17 protein-coding genes and 2 tRNA genes are annotated in these 20,492 nt (G+C 59.8%); 10 read left to right on the top strand and 9 right to left on the bottom strand.

Features of this window, described 5'->3' with window-relative positions:
• Positions 1–32 precede the first annotated feature (32 nt).
• From ACRZ9X_RS00370 to ACRZ9X_RS00360, 3 genes are read right to left on the bottom strand one after another with little or no spacing between them, the layout of a single operon-like run.
• Positions 33–938, bottom strand: coding sequence for a pseudouridine-5'-phosphate glycosidase (locus tag ACRZ9X_RS00370; RefSeq protein ID WP_480515088.1), 906 nt, complete (start codon positions 936–938; stop codon positions 33–35).
• Positions 935–1,828, bottom strand: a complete 894-nt coding sequence (locus tag ACRZ9X_RS00365; protein WP_480515884.1) for a PfkB family carbohydrate kinase — start codon at positions 1,826–1,828, stop codon at positions 935–937. Before ACRZ9X_RS00365 ends, ACRZ9X_RS00370 begins: the two co-directional genes overlap by 4 nt.
• Before the next feature lie 55 nt (positions 1,829–1,883).
• A complete protein-coding gene (locus ACRZ9X_RS00360) occupies positions 1,884–2,504 on the bottom strand; it encodes a thiamine phosphate synthase (RefSeq protein ID WP_480515086.1) in 621 nt (206 codons plus the stop codon).
• Positions 2,505–2,667: 163 nt separating this feature from the next.
• Here ACRZ9X_RS00360 and ACRZ9X_RS00355 point away from each other — a divergent pair, with 163 nt between their 5' ends.
• From ACRZ9X_RS00355 to ACRZ9X_RS00340, 4 genes are all read left to right on the top strand, one after another.
• Complete coding sequence (locus ACRZ9X_RS00355) at positions 2,668–3,411, top strand: RNA methyltransferase (protein ID WP_480515084.1); 744 nt, start codon at positions 2,668–2,670, stop codon at positions 3,409–3,411.
• A 62-nt stretch (positions 3,412–3,473) separates the two neighbouring features.
• Positions 3,474–4,619, top strand: coding sequence for a heme A synthase (gene ctaA / locus ACRZ9X_RS00350; protein WP_480515082.1), 1,146 nt, complete (start codon positions 3,474–3,476; stop codon positions 4,617–4,619).
• Positions 4,620–4,624: 5 nt separating this feature from the next.
• Positions 4,625–6,094, top strand: a complete 1,470-nt coding sequence (locus tag ACRZ9X_RS00345) for a carboxypeptidase M32 (RefSeq protein ID WP_480515080.1) — start codon at positions 4,625–4,627, stop codon at positions 6,092–6,094.
• 87 nt (positions 6,095–6,181) lie between these two features.
• Positions 6,182–7,429, top strand: coding sequence for a DsbA family protein (locus ACRZ9X_RS00340; protein WP_480515079.1), 1,248 nt, complete (start codon positions 6,182–6,184; stop codon positions 7,427–7,429).
• 51 nt (positions 7,430–7,480) lie between these two features.
• Here ACRZ9X_RS00340 and gyrA read toward each other — a convergent pair whose 3' ends face one another.
• Positions 7,481–10,204, bottom strand: coding sequence for a DNA gyrase subunit A (gene gyrA, locus ACRZ9X_RS00335; RefSeq protein ID WP_480515077.1), 2,724 nt, complete (start codon positions 10,202–10,204; stop codon positions 7,481–7,483).
• A 193-nt stretch (positions 10,205–10,397) separates the two neighbouring features.
• Between gyrA and ACRZ9X_RS00330 the strand changes: the two genes are divergently transcribed.
• Both ACRZ9X_RS00330 and ACRZ9X_RS00325 read left to right on the top strand, forming a co-directional pair.
• Complete coding sequence (locus ACRZ9X_RS00330; protein ID WP_480515075.1) at positions 10,398–10,667, top strand: usg protein; 270 nt, start codon at positions 10,398–10,400, stop codon at positions 10,665–10,667.
• A gap of 69 nt (positions 10,668–10,736) precedes the next feature.
• The gene (locus ACRZ9X_RS00325; protein ID WP_480515073.1) at positions 10,737–11,435 is read left to right on the top strand and encodes a lipid-binding SYLF domain-containing protein; all 699 of its coding nucleotides are present in this window, start codon (positions 10,737–10,739) and stop codon (positions 11,433–11,435) included.
• Here the strand turns inward: ACRZ9X_RS00325 and ACRZ9X_RS00320 are convergent, their stop codons facing one another.
• Complete coding sequence (locus ACRZ9X_RS00320; RefSeq protein WP_480515072.1) at positions 11,436–12,389, bottom strand: radical SAM protein; 954 nt, start codon at positions 12,387–12,389, stop codon at positions 11,436–11,438.
• Positions 12,390–12,551: 162 nt separating this feature from the next.
• Between ACRZ9X_RS00320 and zwf the strand changes: the two genes are divergently transcribed.
• From zwf to ACRZ9X_RS00300, 4 genes are all read left to right on the top strand, one after another.
• On the top strand, positions 12,552–14,000 hold the full coding sequence (gene zwf / locus ACRZ9X_RS00315; protein WP_480515070.1) for a glucose-6-phosphate dehydrogenase: 1,449 nt from the start codon (positions 12,552–12,554) through the stop codon (positions 13,998–14,000).
• Positions 13,997–14,668, top strand: coding sequence for a 6-phosphogluconolactonase (gene pgl, locus ACRZ9X_RS00310; RefSeq protein ID WP_480515068.1), 672 nt, complete (start codon positions 13,997–13,999; stop codon positions 14,666–14,668). Before zwf ends, pgl begins: the two co-directional genes overlap by 4 nt.
• A gap of 5 nt (positions 14,669–14,673) precedes the next feature.
• A complete protein-coding gene (pgi, locus tag ACRZ9X_RS00305) occupies positions 14,674–16,284 on the top strand; it encodes a glucose-6-phosphate isomerase (RefSeq protein ID WP_480515066.1) in 1,611 nt (536 codons plus the stop codon).
• A 182-nt stretch (positions 16,285–16,466) separates the two neighbouring features.
• Complete coding sequence (locus ACRZ9X_RS00300) at positions 16,467–18,086, top strand: long-chain-fatty-acid--CoA ligase (protein ID WP_480515064.1); 1,620 nt, start codon at positions 16,467–16,469, stop codon at positions 18,084–18,086.
• A 16-nt stretch (positions 18,087–18,102) separates the two neighbouring features.
• On the opposite strand, the gene ACRZ9X_RS00295 is transcribed toward ACRZ9X_RS00300, so the two are convergent.
• From ACRZ9X_RS00295 to ACRZ9X_RS00280, 4 genes are all read right to left on the bottom strand, one after another.
• Positions 18,103–18,177 (bottom strand) — tRNA-Asn (locus tag ACRZ9X_RS00295).
• A 127-nt stretch (positions 18,178–18,304) separates the two neighbouring features.
• Positions 18,305–19,183: a glycosyltransferase family 32 protein gene (locus ACRZ9X_RS00290; protein ID WP_480515063.1), complete on the bottom strand. Its 879-nt coding sequence runs from the start codon at positions 19,181–19,183 to the stop codon at positions 18,305–18,307.
• Positions 19,184–19,403: 220 nt separating this feature from the next.
• Positions 19,404–19,478: transfer RNA gene (locus tag ACRZ9X_RS00285), tRNA-Asn, on the bottom strand.
• 73 nt (positions 19,479–19,551) lie between these two features.
• The gene (locus ACRZ9X_RS00280; protein ID WP_480515061.1) at positions 19,552–20,466 is read right to left on the bottom strand and encodes an MBL fold metallo-hydrolase; all 915 of its coding nucleotides are present in this window, start codon (positions 20,464–20,466) and stop codon (positions 19,552–19,554) included.
• Positions 20,467–20,492 lie beyond the last annotated feature (26 nt).

Below are 20,492 nucleotides of genomic sequence, written 5' to 3'. Positions count from 1 at the left end.
TGCCGCGGTACAATAGGTTTATATCACGCAGGTCATTTGGCCAGCGCACGCGCGATTCCAGCGGCCAATTTTGCGTTATTCCGCACCAACGCGATATTGGCGGTCAGCGAACGGCCCTCGGTTTGTTCATAGATGCGCTGTAGCAGGTAAGGGGTTACACCTTTGCCGGTAATCCGGTGAGCCTCTGCGTCGGCCTGGGCCGAGGCGATAATCGGGGCCAGTTCTTCGGCGGGGATCTGGTCGGCTTGCGGGATCGGGTTGGCGACCAGCTGTCCGCCCGGCAAGCCCAACGCGCGGCGTGTGGCGTGTGCTTTGGCGATATCGGCCGCGTCGTCCATCCGTAGCGGTGCGGCGAGAGGGGACTTTGCCGACCAGAAGGCCGGAAACTCGTCCTGCCCGTGGGCGATGACGGGCACACCCAGCGTTTCCAGAACCTCAAGCGTTTTGGCGAGGTCGAGGATGGCTTTCGCCCCTGCAGCGACCACGGTCACTGGGGTCTGAGCAAGCTCGTGCAGATCGGCGGAGATGTCGAAAGAGGTTTCGGCGCCTTGATGTACGCCCCCGATGCCGCCGGTGGCGAAAACCTCGATACCTGCGTAATTTGCAGCGATCATCGTGGCGGCGACGGTGGTAGCCCCTGTGCCGCCAGTGGCAAGGCAGGCAGCCATGTCGGCGCGTGACAGCTTGGCGACGCCCTGCGCCTGACCCAGTGCTTTCAGCTGATCTGCCTCCAGACCGACATTCAGAACCCCGTCAATGACAGCGATGGTGGCCGGAACTGCGCCCGCATCGCGGATGTCCTGTTCAACCTGTGCCGCGACCTCGATGTTCTGCGGGTAGGGCATGCCGTGGGTGATAATGGTGCTTTCCAACGCAACAATGGGTTGGCCCGCGTCCTTGGCGGCGCGCACCTCGGCGGAAGAGTGGATAGTGATCACAGTGGGGTTTCTCCGGAAACGTAAGTGGCGGCGGCGTGCAGCGCGCGGCCAAGCGCCGCGTCTCTGTCGGCCCCATTCGCCTCGGCGGCGATATGGGCGGCCATGAAAGTGTCCCCCGCGCCGGTCACGCGGGTGACCAGAACGGACGGGGGTGTTTGGGTCAGGAGGCTGCCAGCGTCCCCAACAGTGGCCGAGTTGCCGCCATCGGTGACCAGAACCCGCAGCGCGCCTCGGTCGAGCAGGCCTTTCGCGGCGCTTTCGGAATCGGTGAACTCGCGCTGGCACAGCAGTCCCGCTTCTTCGAGGTTCACATAGAGCGTGGCGCGGGCATGTTTGAGGAAAGGCAGCAAACGTTCCGCCTTGCCGGGCGAGGCCGGGGCGACACGCAGATCGGCTTTGGCAAAAGCAGGACTTTGCGCGATCTCTTCCAGCAGGGTCAGCGTCAGGTTGCCGTCCAGAGCAATAGGGCCTTCGAACGGTGTGTTCTCGTACCCCAGCGGCCCGTGCATGAGGGGGCGCAGGATTTTGGCTCCGGCGGCCTCAAGCGAATGGGCGTCGGCAATGGCGGCGATCAGGCCATTGGCCCCTTCGACGGCCATGTACCGGTCGGTTGGCAGGTCCTGCGAGCGATAGATGTGATCGGTGACCATCCCCAATCGCGCGCAGGACTGGACCAGTTCATCGCCCTCGGGGTCGCGGCCAATCGCGGTCAGCAGTGTTGGCGTCATGCCAAACCGCACCAGTGTCATGGCGATGTTCATGGCAACGCCACCGGGCAGCCGGGTTATCCGCCCCGGCACGTCCGAGCCCTGCCGCATGACGCTGGCAGACCGACCTATCACGTCCCACAGGACCGAGCCGATACACAGGATTGTGCTGTTGTAGTTCATGTCCCGTGTCATGCCGCAGCCCCGGCGCGGGTGCAAGGGTTAACGCCGCCTGCGCTCAACCCATGGCGGCAATCAGAGAGTTCAGCGTGTCCAGAGGGTTATCCTGCGACCAGATTTCCTCGCCAATGCCGAAGAAATCGGTGCAGGGGGCGAGATCCCGGATCAGGTCGGGCGTCAGGCCGCCTTCGGCTACGACGGGAACCTCGATCATCTCGGACCACCATTGGAACAGGTCCTTTTCCGCCTGCGTGCCGTCGCCGAGCGTTGCCGTGCCAACCGGTCCGAAGGCCACGTAATCCGCGCCGTTCTCGCCAGCTGTCATACCATCATGGCTGGACGCACCGCAAAAGCTGCCGACAATCGCATCCGCGCCCAGTTCCTTGCGCGCGGCGCGCACCGAGCGCGCGGCGTCGTCCAGATGTACCCCGTCCAGGCCCAACCGCTGCGCCAGCAGAACATGGTTCGAGATCACGATGGCCACGTCACGCGCATGGGCCACCTCGCGGCAGACATCGGCGGCACGGGCGATGGTGTCTTCGTCGCTGCCCGCCAGAGCAAGGCGGATGCAGGCGATCTCGGCCCCATCTAGCACGCGGCCCAGTTGGTCTGGAAAGGTGCTCAGCGCGATGGTCGGGGGCGTGATCAGGTAAATCTGCGGCTGCTCTTGGGTGTCCATGGCGCGTCCTTTGGGTGTTCCGTCTTGGGCGCGGTTTAGCGGATTGGGCGGGGGAAGCAAACTTTTATGCCTGCCGCGCGGGTATTTGGGAACAGAAGAAGGGGATCGGGTTGCTCTGACCCCGCAGGCGGATTAGAGCGGGCGCAGTTTTTTGGAGTGTGCCATGCCCAGCCAGACATCCCAGCCTTCTTTCGTGCTCGTGCGCCCGCAGATGGGCGAGAATATCGGCGCCGCCGCGCGCGCGATGTGGAATTTCGGGCTGGACCGGATGCGGATCGTGGCTCCTCGGGATGGGTGGCCCAACCCCAAGGCAGTGGCCATGTCCAGCGGCGCGGGGCGACTGTTGGATGAGGCGCAGCTGTTTGACGATCTGGCCGGGTCGTTGGCCGACTGCACCTTTGTTTTTGCGACCACGGCGCGGCAACGCGGATTGACCAAACCGGTCTACAGCCCAGAACGCGCCATGCAGATCGCCGCCGAAAAGATCGTAGCAGGCGAGAAGGTCGCCGTTCTGTTCGGCCCCGAACGCGCGGGGTTGGAGAATGAGGATATCGCCAAGGCCAACGCGATCATCTCGGTGCCGGTGAACCCCGAATATGCCTCGCTGAACCTTGGGCAATGCGTTTTGCTGACCGCCTATGAGTGGATGCGTCAGAGCGCGGACGTCGTGCATGAGGCCACCGATCTGGGCAAGGGTGACTGGGCCACCGGGATCGAGGTCGAAAAACTGGTCGAGCATTACGAAGACCGGTTGGACGAAGCCGGGTTCTTTTACCCGCCCGAAAAGGCCGAAGGCATGAAGGTCAACCTGCGCAATCTGTGGTCTCGGATGCGGATGACGCGGGCCGATGTGCAAATGCTGCACGGCGTTATGCGGCAGATGGTCCGCTGGAAGGACAGGGGCTAAGGCTGGACCTTGCCCCGCCATGGCCCTAGCTTGCGACAAAATCCAGGACACATGAGGACAGCATGAGCGCCAAGCGCAGCATCTTCGAAGAGGTCTCAGACACCGAAAAACAACAGGCCGTGCAGCCCGGTATGATCGATCGGGGGCGTGGCGGCGCGCGGGCAGCGATCCGCGTCTGGCTGATGATCCTGTTCGCTCTGGTCGTTGTCATGATCGCCGTGGGCGGGCTGACGCGGCTGACCGACAGCGGGTTGTCGATCACCGAATGGCGCCCGATCACCGGGGCGATCCCTCCGATGACCGAGGCGAACTGGCAGGCCGAGTTCGACAAGTACAAAGAGATTGACCAGTGGCGCATTCAGAACCAATGGATGCAACTGGATGATTTCAAAACGATTTACTGGTGGGAATGGGGTCACCGTCAACTGGGCCGCGTGATCGGCCTTGTCTGGGCGCTTGGGTTCTTCGGCTTCCTCGCGGCGCGCAAAATTCCGACGGGTTGGACCGGCAAACTGCTGATCCCCGGCCTGTTGGGCGGCGTGCAGGGCGCGGTCGGCTGGTGGATGGTCGCCTCGGGCGTCACCCAGGGCGAAGGCATGACCGCTGTCGCCAGCTACCGCCTCGCGACCCATCTGGGGCTGGCCTTTGTGATCCTGGGCTTTCTGGCGTGGTACATCTTTGAACTGGGCCGCGACGAACGGGACCTGATGCAGGCCCGCCGCGCGAAAGAGGCGAAGCTGTTCTCACTCTCGACCGGCCTGCTTCACTTCACCTTTTTGCAAATACTCATTGGCGCGCTTGTCGCCGGGATCGACGCTGGAAGGTCATTCACTGATTGGCCCCTGATCGGAGGCCAATTGCTGCCGCCGGACGCGACGATACTGGAGCCGATGTGGCGCAACTTTTTCGAAAGCCCGGGTCTGGTGCAATTCATCCACCGCTGTGCGGGCTATCTGCTGCTGATCTTCGCCGTCATCGTCTGGCGGCGCGGCAGCACTAGCGCGCATCCCCAGACGCGGTTCGCGTTTAACGCAGCCTTCGCGGCCTTGTCGCTGCAAGTTGTCATCGGCATCGTCACCGTGGTCTACGCGGCCCCATGGCAGATCGCCATCTTCCACCAATTCATGGCCGTCGTCGTCTGGACGCTGATCCTGCGCGCCCGGTTCCTGACGGCCTATCCCATCGCAACCTCTCTGCGCGGAGTCTGACCCTTATGACTGCATTCAACGACCTGATGGCCTTTCAGCGCGAAACCTCGGCCTTGGGCCAGATCGCCGGACGGTTGGGCTGGGATCAGGAAACAGTGATGCCGCGCGGGGCCGCGGCGCAACGGGCCGAGGAGATGGCGGCAATCGAGGCTGTCCTGCACGCGCGCCGGTCGGACCCTCGGGTGGCGGAATGGCTGGATCAGGCCGCGCCTCAGGACGAGGTCGGCAAGGCGCAATTGCGCGAAATCCGCCGGGCCTATGATCGGGCCGTCAAGGTGCCCGCTGACCTAGCGACCGCGATTGCTCGGGTGACCTCGGCGGCACAAGGCACATGGGCGCAGGCGCGCGCGGATGAGGACGTCTCGGCCTTCCTGCCTGTGCTGGAAGAGGTCGTCTCGCTGAAACGTCAAGAAGGTGAGGCGCTTGCGCAGGGCGGCGACATCTACGACGCGATGGTCGAGGATTATGAGCCCTACACGACCGGCGCGCAGATCGCGGCGATCTTCGACCAGATGCGCCCGCGTCTGGTGGCCCTGCGCGCGGCCGTTCTGGACTGCCCGGAACCCGCCGCTTTGCATGGCAATTTCGACGAACTCATACAGATGCGCCTGTCGCAGAAACTGGCGGTGGCCTTTGGCTATGACCTCAACAATGGCCGTGTGGACAAGGCCGTGCATCCGTTCAGCTCGGGCAGCGGTCTGGATGTCCGCATCACCACGCGCACCAGCGAGACCGACCCGTTCAACTGTTTCTACTCGACCATTCACGAGGTCGGCCACGCCGCCTATGAACAGGGCATCAACCGGGATTACCTGCTGACCCCATTGGGTTGCGGCGTCTCGATGGGTGTGCATGAAAGCCAAAGCCGGATCTATGAAAACCAATTGGGCCGTTCGCGTGCTTTCACGGGTTGGCTGTTCGACCAAATGAAAGACGCGTTCGGCGATTTCGGCATTGGTGACGCGGATGCGTTCTATTCCACCGTCAACCGTGTCCATAACGGCTATATCCGGACCGAGGCGGATGAAGTGCAGTATAACCTGCACATCATGCTGCGCTTCGATCTGGAACGGGCGCTGATGGCGGGGGACTTGCAGGTTGGTGATCTTGAGGCCGCGTGGAACGACCGGTTCAAGGCGGATTTCGGCTATGCGGTTGATAAACCGTCCAATGGCTGTTTGCAGGATGTGCACTGGTCGGTGGGGCTGTTTGGATACTTTCCGACCTATTCGCTGGGCAATGTGTATGCCGGGTGTCTTTATCAAGCATTGCGCGCAGCTGTTCCCGGATTGGATGCTCAATTGGCGGATGGCGATACCTCGGGCGCGACCGCGTGGCTGCGCGAAAACGTACAGCAGCACGGCGGCTTGTATGCCCCGCGCGATGTGATCCAGCGTGCCAGTGGCGTGGAACCGGGGCCCGGCCCTTTGCTGGACTATCTCGAACAGAAATTCGGCGCGCTTTACGGGCTGTAACGTCCGCTCTCACATTGCTGTGCATGCGCGTGGCATTCGGAACGGCGGCGGCTAAAATGGGGACGACTGAACCATTCGGAGGCGCGCTTGTCCTTTGACAGCCAAGTGAAATCCCGGCTGGCCGCCCTGGTGACCAGCCAACACCTGCAGAGCGTGCAGCGACGGGCACAAGAGGTCCGTCGCCGATTGCGCGGCGCTGATCACGAGGTACATTATTTCCACGATGTCGCAGACCCGTATTGCCACCTGACCGCCCAGGTGCTGGAGAGGTTTCAGGCGCGCTACAATGTTCGGCTGCGCCCACATCTGATCTTGGGACCACCGGCAGATGCGGTGCCCGAGCCGCACGCTCATCGCCAAAACGCACTGACCGACGCGGTGCGTTTGGCGCAAAAGCTGGGGTTGAAGGCACCGCAACACCCTAACGAAGATGCGATAGGCCGAGCGATGGGAGCGGTAGCGGCCATCCTGGATACGCCGGACTTTCCCAAACACCTAAGCGCGATCAGCGCTGCCCTATGGTCAGGTCAGAAGAGTCCGGATCAGGACGTCTTCGACCCCTCGCACGCGTTGCAAGAGGGTGACCAGACGCTGGCTGCGCTGGGACACTATCTGGGCGGGACCTTTTTCTACGGCGGGGAATGGTATTGGGGTGTTGATCGGCTGCACTATCTGGAAGGCCGGTTGCAGCAGGCGGGGTTGGGTGCACACACCGCACCTCTGGTCGCTGTGCCCCAGCCGTCGGAAGATGCCGCTGACGTCGCAGGCGAGGAGTTGGAGTTCTTTTTCTCATTCCGCAGCCCGTATTCCTATCTGGCCTTCGATCGGGTTCAAACCCTGGCAAGCCGTCTTGGTGCGCGTTTGAACCTGCGCCCGGTCCTGCCGATGCTGATGCGCGGGCTGCCGGTTCCGAAAGACAAATCAGGGTACATCCTGCATGATTGCGTGCGCGAGGCGCGGCGGCTGGGGATTCCGTTCGGACGTATTTGCGACCCGTTGGGCGCGGGGGTCGAGCGGGGCTATGCTTTGTTTGACTACGCCGATGATCAGGACGAGATGGCCGCGTATTGCTCGGCCTTCATGCGGTGCGTGTGGTCCGAAGGGGTTGACGCCGCGACGGATAAGGGCATGGCGCGCATCGTGTCCGAGGCGGGTCTGGACTGGGATCACGCACGCCCGCTGCTGACCGGGCAAAGCTGGCGCAGCCGGATCGAGGCCAATCAGAACAGGCTGCAACAGATCGGCTTGTGGGGAGTGCCCAGTTTTCACGTCAATGGTCACAGCGTCTGGGGGCAGGATCGGCTGTGGGTCGTCGATGATGTTCTGAGGACATGAAAAAGGCGCCGCACCGTGTCCGGGCAGCGCCTTTGGACCTGAGGCCAGGTCCTAATCCTCGGCTTCCTCGTCACCCTGATCGGCGATCCACGCGACGCTGACGACCTCTTCGCCTTTGCCGGTGTTGAACACCTTCACTCCGCCCGCACTGCGTGACCGGAACGAGATGCCGTCGACAGGCACCCGGATCGACTGCCCTTTTGAAGTGGCCAGCATGATCTGGTCATCAATTTCGACCGGGAACGAGGCCACAAGCGCGCCGCCGCGCATCGCTTTGTCCATCGCGGCCACGCCCATCCCGCCGCGCCCGCGAACGGGGTAATCATGGCTGGAACTCAGCTTGCCCGCGCCGCCCGACGTGATGGTCAGGATCAGGTTCTCGGCAGCCGACATCTCGGCATATCGTTCCTGCGTGATGGTGCCCGGTGTGGCTTCGTCCTCGTCTGTCTCGCCATCGTCAGCGATCCCGGCAACGGCGCGGCGCATCTTGAGATAGGCGGCGCGTTCATCCGGGTCGGCCTCGAAGTGTCGGATCACGGACATTGAGACAACGCGGTCTCCGTTGGTCAGCTTGATACCGCGGACACCGGTGGATTCGCGCGAGTTAAACACACGCACGTCGGTGGTCCGGAAGCGGATCGCGCGCCCCGAATTGGTCACCAGCATCACATCTTCGTCTTCCGAGCAGATGCGGGCGTTTACCAGTTCCACGCCCTCGGGCAGTTTCATGGCGATCTTGCCGTTGCGGCGGACATTGGTGAAGTCCGACAGGCGGTTACGCCGCACGTCGCCCGCGCTGGTGGCGAAGACGATCTGCAAGTTCTCCCACTCTTCATCCGGCACATCGACGGGCATGATCGCAGCGATGGAAACGCCGGTCGGGATCGGCAGGATGTTGACGATGGCCTTGCCTTTGCCGGTGCGGCTGGATTGCGGCAGCCGCCAGGTCTTGAGCTTGTAGACCATGCCTTCGGTGGTGAAGAACAGCAGTTGGGTATGGGTGTTGGCGACGAAGAGGTTGGTGACCACATCCTCTTCCTTGGTCTGCATCCCCGACAGGCCCTTGCCGCCGCGCTTCTGAGCGCGGAAATCGGCCAGCGGCGTACGCTTGATGTAACCGCCCGAGGTGACGGTTACGACCATGTCTTCGCGCTCGATCAGGTCTTCGTCTTCCATATCGCCGGACCAGTCGACAATCTCGGTGCGGCGTGGAACGGCGAATTGCTCGCGGACTTCGCGCAATTCATTGCCGATGATCGACATGATGCGTTCTCGCGAGGACAGAATATCGAGGTACTCCTTGATCTTGGCCGCCAGTTGTTCCAGCTCGTCCGTGACCTCTTTGACGCCCAGTTGGGTCAGCCGCTGCAGGCGCAGTTCCAGGATGGCACGGGCCTGAACCTCGGTCAGGTTATAGGTGCCGTCGTCGTTCATCTTGGACAGAGGATCGTCGATCAGGCGCAGATAGCCCTCGATCTCGGCCGCAGGCCAGCGGCGGGTCATCAGCTTTTCGCGCGCCTCGGCGGCGTCGGCGGATGACCGGATGGTCGCGACCACTTCGTCCACGTTAGACACGGCCACGGCCAGACCACACAGGATGTGGCTGCGTTCGCGGGCCTTTCGTAGATCGTATGCGGTGCGGCGGGCGACCACATCCTCACGGAAGTCAATGAACGAAGTCAGGAACCGGCGCAGGGTCAATTGTTCGGGACGGCCACCATTCAACGCCAGCATGTTGCAACCGAAGGAAGTTTGCATCGGTGAGAAACGATAAAGCTGGTTCAGCACCACCTCGGGCGTCGCATCGCGTTTCAGTTCCACCACCACGCGCACGCCGTTGCGGTCGGATTCGTCCTGCACATGGGCGACACCTTCGATGCGTTTTTCACGCACCGCTTCGGCGATCTTTTCGATCATCGAAGCTTTGTTCACCTGATAGGGGATCTCATCCACGACAATCGCATAGCGATCCTTGCGCAGTTCCTCGACACGGGTCTTGGCGCGGATGATGACGCTGCCGCGCCCTTCCAGATACGCCTTGCGCGCACCTGACCGGCCCAGCATCACGCCGCCGGTCGGAAAGTCGGGGCCGGGGACGTATTCGATCAGTTGTTCCGAGGTCAGGTCGGGGTCGTCGATCAACGCCAGCGTGGCATCGACCACTTCGCCTAAGTTATGCGGAGGGATATTCGTCGCCATACCCACGGCGATACCACCGGCGCCATTGACCAGCATGTTCGGGAAACGTGCGGGCAGGACGGTTGGTTCCTGATCCTTGCCGTCATAGTTGTCCTGAAAATCGACCGTCTCTTTTTCGATATCGGCCAGCAAGGATGCGGCGGGTTTGTCCATCCGCACTTCGGTATACCGCATCGCCGCCGGGTTATCGCCGTCCATCGAGCCAAAGTTGCCCTGACCGTCCAGCAGCGGCAGCGACATCGAGAAATCCTGCGCCATCCGCACCAGCGCGTCATAGATCGCGCTGTCACCGTGCGGGTGGTACTTACCCATCACATCACCCACTGGACGGGCCGACTTGCGATAGGCCTTGTCATGAGTGTTGCCGGTTTCGTGCATGGCGTACAGAATCCGGCGGTGCACCGGCTTCAGCCCGTCGCGCAGATCGGGGATCGCGCGGGAGACGATGACCGACATCGCATAGTCCAGATAGGACGTGCGCATCTCGGATTCGATCGAAACCGTCGGACCGTCATAAACGGGGCGCTCGGGCGGGGTTTCATCCATGTTTTCTGGGGTTTCTGGCGTATCGCTCACGTAAACGGCCCGATCTTTGGCTTGGGTCTATATCTTGTGGATGCACCTTATCAGACCCGGCATATAAGGTGCAAGCAAGCTGATCATTTCACGAAAAATACTGCGGTAACACCGGGGTAACATATTGTTATCCAAGTATTAGGTGGTTCGCATGTTATGCTGAAGAGACCTTGTAACCAATTCGGAGGTCTGAATGACGCAAAGTGAAACCGAGCTGATGCTGAAAGGGTACGGGCTGACCACGGCGGAATTCTTCTATCACATGCCCGACTATATCCACGTCCTGAATACGTTCATCTGGCAGGAATACGATCTTGCCCCGGACCATCCAAAGCTGTTCAATTTCATCGATTTCTGGAAGCGTGAGATCGAGGGCCCTTTGCACTCGGTCCGGTTCACCCATCGCAAGATGATTGCTCCTGGCGAATGGCGCAACATGGTGGGTGAGTTCCGGGTGAACTGAAGAACCCGTTTCCATTGGGCTGATATCGGTTAGAGTGGCGGCCAGATATTGGTCATTTGGAGCCGTTTCATGCCCCGAGGAGTGTTTATAGCCGTTACTGCGGCGTTGATTTGCGGCCCTGTCGCGGCTGAAGGAGTTCTCGACAAGATCAAGAAAGGTGCCGAGAGCACCGCAGACGCAATTGGTCGTGGTGCAGAGAGCGTTGGCAAGACTGTAGGAAAAGGCGTGGATGCGGTTGACAATACGGTCACCTCTACTGCCGATCTGGTAAAAAACGAAGCCACCCCAGAAGAGACCCGCGCAAAGCTGGACGTCATGGCCGACGAGGTTCTGAACCAGCTTATGACCGAAAACCCTGAGGCGTCAGAATTATACGAGGTCAGCGCCGGCTATGCAGTCTTCGATTCCCGCAAAGTGACCGTGTTTCCGGTCTCGGCAGGATATGGGCGAGGCGTTGCGGTGTCGAAGGACACCGAACAGCATACATACATGAACATGGGCACCGGAGGTGTCGGCGGTGCAATCGGGATTGGAGGGTTCGAATCCAAGTTCGTCATCCTGTTCGAAACGCCTGCCGATCTTGAGAAATTCATAACCCGTGGATATGACGCCACGGCCGAAACCGGCGCAATGTATGGCGACGAACGCAGTGACGAAACGCTGAGATTTACCGATGGCCGGTCTTTCTTTGTCCTGAGTAAAAAAGGGTGGCGCGTCTCGGCTGGCGCGTCGGGAACAAAATACTGGACCTCGCCCGAATTGAACTGATCAACCCGAGCAACTGGCCCCGCCCAGCACACAGAACTTGGCGCAGTGGGGGTGGTTCAGATGCACGTCGGCTTCGGCCTCGGCCAGGGTGGTACCCATTTCGAACTCGGGCTCATAGGCCAGAAGGGTGCAGGCCAAAACCGCCGGACGGTCGGCCCCTTTGCGCTTGACCACCATCCGGGCGTTCGAACACATGACCGCCTCGGGTGATTTGTCCAGTATACCCCAACAGGCAGTGGTTATTTCGGGCACTTCGACGGTTTCATCCATTTCGGGGAACAGAACTGTCTGGCCCGGGTTCTGCGGATCAATGTCGAAATCATGCGCCTTGAAAAATGCCGCGTACCCTGCGCGGCTTTCTGCATCGCTGTCGCCCCAGACGGTGCGCCCGGCAATTGCCATTTTGAACCCGTTGTCACGCAGCCATTCCATGCCGGCGATTGTCTTCTCAAAACTGCCTTTCCCGCGTTCCTCGTCATGTAACTCGGGCCGGTAGTGATCAACCGACACCCGTAAGGTCAGCTTGTCTCCAAACGCGCGATTGAGCGACAGCAACCCTTCGCGCATGTTTTTTCGCATCATGGGGCGCATTGCGTTAGTCAGAATCAGAACTTCATATCCACGCTCCAACGCAGCGCGGGCCATCTCGATCATTTCGGGATTCATGAACGGTTCGCCACCGGTAAAGCCGATTTCGCGAACGGGCCAGTTGCGGGCTTCGATCTGATTCAGATAATCGCGCACTTCATCGGCACTGATATAGACCAGCGCATCATTGGTGGGGCTGCTGGCAATGTAACAGTTGACGCATTCGATATTACACAGGGTGCCGGTGTTGAACCACAGCGTTTCCGGGTTCTTCAACGCCACGGATGCGCGGGTCTGCCCGTCTGCTGTCACCAATTTGTCCTGAAACTTGCCGATATTGGCGCTCTGAGGGGCGTTGTCTTTCATTCCGGTATCCGGTTTTGTGCAGCGACTGACCTCATCTAGTCCGTTGATCGACAAGAGTTAAGAGGCCGAAATGATCCTGACAGAGTTTTGATGAAGGGAAAAATCACAATCATGATTGCGCTAACATTGGACATGTCTGATCGGGCAAGGTAAGGAAAACGCATGGTTTCTCGCGTTATACCAGTTGATCCATTTGATCTGGTCATTTTTGGCGGCACCGGTGATCTTGCACAGCGCAAGATTCTGCCCGCGCTGTTTCGCCGCTTTAGTGCGGGACAATGGCCTGACGACGTGCGGATCATCGGTGCCGCCCGGGCAGCGCATGACCAGGAATCGTTTCGAACCATCGTTGCCGAATCGTTGCGAGATCACGCAGCCACGTCCTGCCAGGACGCTGGCAGGCTGGGTGCGTTCTTGCGACGGGTCGATTATGTGCCGTTGGATGCGTCCTCGGAATCTGGGTGGACGGAACTGGCCAGTAAGCTGAGTGTGGATCGGGTGCGGGCGTTTTATTTCTCGGTCGGGCCGCGACTGTTCGGGCCATTGGCGGAAAGTATCAAATCGCATGATCTGGCAACACCAAGTACACGCATTGTTGTCGAAAAACCCTTTGGTCACGATCTGGACAGCGCACGCGCGTTGAACGCGACACTGGCCGCACATTTCAGCGAAAACCAGATTTATCGGATCGATCATTATCTGGGCAAGGAAACGGTTCAGAACCTTATGGCGGTCCGGTTCGGGAATATGCTGTTCGAGCCATTGTGGAACAGCCAATATGTCGATCACATCCAGATCACCGTGGCCGAATCCGTAGGAATCGACGGGCGGGAAGAATATTATGAGCGCGCAGGGGCCATGCGCGACATGATGCAGAACCATCTGATGCAGCTGTTATGCCTGATCGCGATGGAGCCTCCGGCCAAGTTCGACCCGGATGCGGTGCGGGATGAAAAGCTGAAAGTGATCCGCGCACTGGACCCGGTCGAGCCGCATCACATCGTGCGCGGCCAGTTCGTAGGCGATGGGCCAAGCTATCGCGATGCGGTTGGAAATCCACGCTCGACCACCGAAAGTTATGTCGCTCTGCGGGCGCATGTCAGCAATTGGCGATGGGCCGGAACGCCGTTTTACCTGCGCACGGGTAAGCGGCTGGTGGCGCGGTCTTCGGTGATTAACGTGATGTTCAAGGACGCGCCGCATTCGATCTTCGGCGAAGAGGCCGGTCGCCACGCGAATGTGCTTTCGATTCGCTTGCAGCCCAACGAAGGCATCACCCTCAAAGTCACCATCAAAGAGCCGGGACCGGGTGGAATGCGTCTGGTCGATGTGCCTCTGGACATGAGCTTTGCCGAGGCGTTGGGCCCGGAAAGCCAGAACCCGCCGGACGCGTATGAGCGCCTGGTGATGGATGTGATCCGGGGCAACCAGACCCTGTTCATGCGGGGTGACGAGGTCGAGGCCGCTTGGGCCTGGACCGATCCGATCATTGCAGGCTGGCAGGCGCGCGGCGATGTGCCAAAACCATATGAAAGTGGCAGCACAGGTCCGGGCGACGCCGAGCTGCTGATGAAACGGGACGGTCGCCGCTGGCAGGGGATCAACCCATGAATATCAAAGAATACGCCGACCGGGATATGCTGGCCATCGATGTGGCAAATGATTTGGCCGGAGACCTCGAGGCCGCGCTGTTGCACCACGACACGGTCTCGCTGGCGGTGCCGGGTGGGACCACTCCGGGCCCGGTGTTCGACGGGTTATGTGCCGCTGATCTGGAGTGGGACCGGGTCACGGTTCTGCCCACGGATGAACGCTGTGTGCCCGGAGATCACGAGCGTTCGAATGAACGCCTGATCCGTGACAGGTTACTGACGAACCGGGCCTCGGTGGCGCAGTACATTCCGCTATACGTGCCCGGCAAGGCCCCCGAAGAGGTGTTGCCCGAGATTGAAAGCCTGATTACCCCGATCCGTCCTCTGTCGGTGCTTGTGTTGGGGATGGGCGAAGACATGCATACGGCATCGCTGTTTCCGGGCATGGACGGGATCGAAGCCGCGCTGGACAGCCACGCGCGGCCTTTGGCCGTTGCGCGCCCCGATGTTCAGCCGGAACCGCGCATTACCCTGACCGCATCTGTGTTGGACGGCGCGCTATCAAAACACCTCATCATCTTCGGATCGACCAAGCGCGACGCCCTTGAACGCGCGATGTCCCTGCCGCCCGAGGAGGCGCCAATCGCTGCGGTGCTGAGCGGCATGACCGTACATTGGGCGGAGTGACACATATGAACCTCGATACCCTCACATCTCTGGCGGCCAAAAGTCAGACCCGGGCCATTCTGGACCTGTTCGACGCAGATCCGGGCAGGGCGCAAAACTTCGCCACCTCAACTGGTGATCTGCTGTTCGATTATTCCAAAACCCGGATCGATGCAGAGATCCGCCACGCTCTGACCCGGCTGTGTGATGAAGCTGGTCTTGCCGAACGGCGCGACGCGATGTTTGCCGGGGAAAAGATCAACGAAACCGAAGGACGGGCCGTTCTTCATACTGCTTTGCGCAACCTTGATGGCGGCCCGGTCGAGGTTGATGGGCTGGATGTGATGCCCGATGTTCTGGATACGCTGCAGCGCATGCGTGTCTTTGCCGAGGAGGTGCGCGGAGGTGCCGTGGCCGGGGCAGGGGGCAGCTTTACCGACGTGGTCAATATTGGCATCGGGGGGTCCGATCTGGGGCCTGTCATGGCGACCCATGCGTTATCGCCCTATCATGACGGGCCTCGGCTGCATTATGTGTCGAATGTCGATGGCGCGCATATTGCCGATACCCTGCGTCAGCTTGATCCGACCCGAACGCTGGTGATCGTGGCGTCCAAGACGTTCACCACCATAGAAACCATGACAAACGCGCGTACTGCGCGGGCATGGATGAGTGATGGCGGTGGTGATCCGTCCCGGCAGTTTGCGGCCGTATCCAGTGCGGTCGACAAAACCGCTGCGTTTGGCATCCCTGTCGAGCGTGTGTTCGGGTTCGCCGATTGGGTCGGAGGGCGCTATTCCGTCTGGGGGCCTGTTGGTCTGCCGGTGATGATCGCGGTTGGGTCGACCGCGTTTGACGCCTTCCTGCGCGGCGGTCAGGCGATGGACGTGCATTTCCGGGCCGCAGACTGGGTCGAGAATATGCCGGTGATGCTGGCCTTGGTTGGGGTTTGGCATCGGCAGGTTCTGGGCCATGCCAGCCGGGCCGTGCTGCCATACGATCAGCGCTTGCTGCGATTGCCCGCCTATTTCCAACAGCTCGAGATGGAGTCGAACGGAAAATCCGTGGCAATGGACGGGAGCGATTTGACCCTGCCATCAGGACCGGTGGTCTGGGGCGAACCCGGTACCAACGGGCAGCACGCCTTTTACCAGCTGATCCATCAGGGCACCGATGTTATCCCTTGCGAATTCATGGTCGCGGCCGAAGGTCATGAGCCCGAGCTGACGCACCATCACCGCCTGCTGCTCGCCAATTGCTTCGCTCAATCCGAGGCGCTGATGCGGGGTCGCACGCTGGACGAGGCGCGCAACAGTATGGCTGAGAAAGGCTTGCAGGGCGATGAGTTAGAACGGCAGGCGCGTCACCGGGTATTTGTGGGCAACCGGCCCTCGACAACTCTGATCTATCCCAAACTTACCCCGTTTGTTCTGGGCCAGATCATCGCTTTGTATGAACATCGCGTTTTTGTCGAAGGGGTATTGCTGGGTATCAACTCGTTTGATCAATGGGGCGTCGAATTGGGCAAGGAACTGGCGACCTCACTGGGCCCCATCGTTGACGGAGAGGCCAGCACCGCGGGCAAGGATGGATCAACCGCTGCACTGGTCGCGTTTGCGATGATGCACCGGGATTGAAGGCGGATACATCCGGCTTGCGGGGCGGCAAAGTGCAATCTTTTATTGTCAGACAATTGATTGCTTGGCAGGGTTTGAAACTAGAATAAGTCGTAAAGCGTCACGGCGGTCATTTGGCCGTGTGCTGACGGCAATCACGCGCACCGCCGATCAGAAGTGGTGCCGACCAAGGGAGGATACCCATGCTGGGACAGATGATGACGCAGCCGCTGCTGATCTCGTCGCTGATCGAACACGCGGATCGGTTTCACGGCCAGACCGAGATTGTCTCGGTCGAAACCGACGGGACGGTTACCGAAACCAATTGGTCCGGGATCGCGCGCAACGCGCGCAAACTGGCCTCGGCCCTCACCAAATTGGGGTTGGAGCCGCAGGATCGAGTGGGAACGCTGGCCTGGAACAACCGGCGACATCTTGAGATTTATTATGCCACCTCGGGTGCGGGCTATGTCTGCCACACTGTAAATCCGCGCCTGTTTCCCGAACAGCTGACCTACATCATCAATCACGCCAAGGACCGGGTGCTGTTCTTTGACGCGACCTTCATCCCGCTGGTTGCAGCACTGCAGGAGTCACTGACCGAGGTTCAGCACTTCGTCCTCATGGGACCCGATAACGCGGACGCTGCGGCGCAGATTCCGGGCGTACAGTTTTTTGACACGCTGATCGAGACCGGGGACGCAGATTTCCAATGGCCCAGCTTCGACGAAAACATCGCTTCCAGCCTGTGCTACACCTCGGGTACGACCGGGCATCCGAAGGGCGTGCTGTATTCTCACCGCTCGACCTTGTTGCACAGCTTTGCGTCCAATACCCGCGACGTGATCGGGTATTCTGCGATGGATGTGGTGATGCCGGTGGTGCCGATGTTCCACGTGAACGCCTGGGGATCGCCTTATGCCTGTGCCATGTCGGGATCGCGCATGGTGCTGCCCGGGCCGGATTTGCATGGTGAGGCTTTGGTCAAGCTGATCGACACCTATGGCGTGACGCTGGCCATGGGGGTTCCGACCATCTGGCAAGGCCTGCTGGCGTTTGCTGAAAGTTCTGGCAGCAAACTGGACAGTCTGGATCGCACCGTGATCGGCGGAGCGGCTTGTCCGCCATCGATGATCGAAACCTTCCGTGAAACCTATGGCGTGGATACCGTGCACGCCTGGGGGATGAGCGAAATGAGCCCTCTGGGCACCGCAAACTATCCGCTGGCAAAGCACCTGGACCTGCCCTTGGCCGAACAGCACCGAGTGAGGGAAAGCCAGGGGCGTCCTCCCTTTGGTGTCGACCTGAAGATCGTCGATGATGACGGCAAGGCTCTGCCGCATGACGGAGAGACACAGGGCGACCTGATGGTAAGAGGGCCATGGGTTCTGGACAGCTATTTTCAGATGCAGGATCAGGACCTGCTGCAGGATGATTGGTTCGCCACAGGTGACGTCGCCACGGTGGACGCGGATGGCTATATGACGATCCGCGACCGGTCCAAGGACATCATCAAATCAGGCGGCGAGTGGATCAGTTCCGTCGAGCTGGAAAACATCGCCGTGGCGCATCCGCAACTGGCGACGGCCGCTGTGGTGGGTGTTCCACATCCGAAATGGGATGAGCGCCCGCTGCTGGTCGCTGTAAAAGCAGAAGGTCAGGACCCTTCCGAGCAGGAGCTGCTGTCCTTCTTTGATGGAAAAATCGCCAAGTGGCAGGTGCCGGACAAGGTTGTGTTTGTGGAGGCCTTGCCCTTGAATGCCACAGGCAAAGTTCTCAAGCGCACATTGCGCGCCGACTTCAAAGACACACTGATGGGGTGACCTTGGATGAGAAGATTGGCTCCGGCGGTAGGGATCGAACCTACGACCAATTGATTAACAGTCAACTGCTCTACCGCTGAGCTACGCCGGAACGGTTTGCGCCGTATAGCAACCGGATTTGTCGCCGTCCAGAGGGCACGGTGACATTTTTTAACTAATCGATTCAAGGCCGAGAGTGACCCAAATCAGTGATGTGTCTGGGCCCGGAATCTAGCCGATTACGACGCCGAGTTATCCATTTCGGCGGCTTTTTGTTCTTCGCGTTCCTGCCTGGTAAAGACGGGGGCCGCATCGGTGTCGATATTGTGTTTGTTAAGAAGCGTTTCCAGATAACTGCCCGGTTCAGGCAGGCCACCGATCGTTGCAAGAAACTGCCGCACCCTGCGCCCATAAAAATGCACTGAAAAGGTGTCATCCGTTACAGCGCGCGCCACTTTACGCGCCATTTTTGTCCGCATTAAGTGGCGGCGGTTTTTGAAACTGATCGGGTAGAGCGCTTCAATCGGCAGCGCATATTTAGACTCACCCGTTTTTTCAAGGTAATGCGTGATCGCGTGAGGCCCCCAAACGCCCCAGGGCATCTCTCCGACATGGAGCGGAGTTCCTTGGTCTTTAAGTGTTTTCAGTCGGACCTGATCTCGTTGCGGGTACCATTCCGGGATGCCATATTCGTCTTGGGACATTTCAAGCAATTGTCCCAATGCGTCGCTGTCAGAAGGAAGACCCAGCACACCTCCGTTGATGTGGAATTCGGATTCCCATCCAAAGAAATGACCGGTTTCTGAAGTAAATGGTCTGGCACAATAGGCGTCGAGATCGGCCCAGATCATTCGGTCATACTTCTGAAGCAGATGGTATCGAAATATGTCAGAAAACAGCGCCAAGCTGCCTGTGCGCTCATGCTTGATTAATTTGTCACTTTTCAGGACCTCATCGCCGTGGACGAGTTCAACACCGTCGGGAACGTTCTGAACATCTTCGTAGTGAAAAAGCTTGACGTGATGACCAGCGTCCAGAAAAGACTGCGCGCAAAGGACTTCGACGTAGCTAAGCGGTCCTTCGACCCACAACATTCCGATTTCGTATTCCCGGCCCATAACCCAAGTGTTTCCTGCTCGTGGAGTGACGGCCGTTAGGCGCAATCAAATTGACTATTTTTTGATTATTATTTTCCATTTCTGATCGCAGCAAGCAATTGCGGGATCAGAAATCAAACTGTGGCAGTTTCGCCCTTGAGGCGAATCCAGCTACGGACCAGAAAGCCCGAGCCTGAAGTATGGCTTTTGCGATCGGTAAGGTTGATTTTCTTGATGGATTTGGCTCCGGCGGTAGGGATCGAACCTACGACCAATTGATTAACAGTCAACTGCTCTACCGCTGAGCTACGCCGGAACTGAGGGGCATATAACAATCCGGATTTTCGGCGTCCAGAGGGGAACCGCATTCCGCATGGATTTTTTCACGGTCAGTCAAGACGGTGAAACGTAACCGTATCTGACAGTTTGCCGAGGGCGGCTGTTTTGGATCGTCGGGTCAAATCAATCAGATGGGCAAAAACATTGCGCTCTGCCGCAGGCAAAAGCGCGTTTGGCGTATCGGTGTAGATCATGCGGGCAAGGCGTTGTGCGGTGGCCGGTCCTTGCGCCAGTGCATCCAGAATCTGCGCTTCGCGGGTCAGCCGGTGCTGAATCAGCCAATCAAGCCGGGTGGCGGGATCTGCGACCGGGGCGCCGTGGCCGGGATGAAAGACGGACCACTGGCGTTTGCGCAACTTGCGGCAGGACATCATGAAATCGGTCAGATCTCCGTCTGGCGGAGACACCAGAGAACTCGCCCATCCCATGACGTGGTCTGCGGTGAAACAGACATCCTCCCAGGCCAAGGCAATGTGGTTACCCAAATGGCCAGGTGTGTGGATGACCTCAAAGTCCCAGCCATCTGTGGTGATGCGCTGACCGTCCTTCAGCTCGATATCGGGTTTGAAATCCACATCTATACCTTCGCCGCCGCCCGACAGCCCGTCTTGCGCCAACTGATGCATGATATCACTGCGGCCGGCCTCGGGACCACCAAAGGCCAGTATCGGCGCGCCCGTACGTTGCGATAGAGGAGCCGCAAGAGGCGAATGATCCAGATGGCTGTGCGTGACAAAGATATGGCTGATGTTCTGGTCCGGGCCCAGAGCATTCAGGATTGCTTCGAGGTGCTCGTCGCTCATTGGGCCGGGATCGATGATGGCGATTTCTTTAGAGCCGACAAGATACGTGTTTGTGCCGCGATAGGTCATCGGCGAGGGGTTGGGCGCCACGATGCGCCGGATCCCTTCGGACAGGTCCACAGCCACACCCGGGGTCGGGTCGAATTCGTCAGGTGGCCGCATTCTGTCCTCTTTCTCTTCGCTGGGCA

This window comes from Ruegeria sp. AL1 (assembly GCF_056540905.1).
Note: the sequence above shows the minus strand (reverse complement) of the source record. Positions and strands in the feature narration are given on the sequence as shown.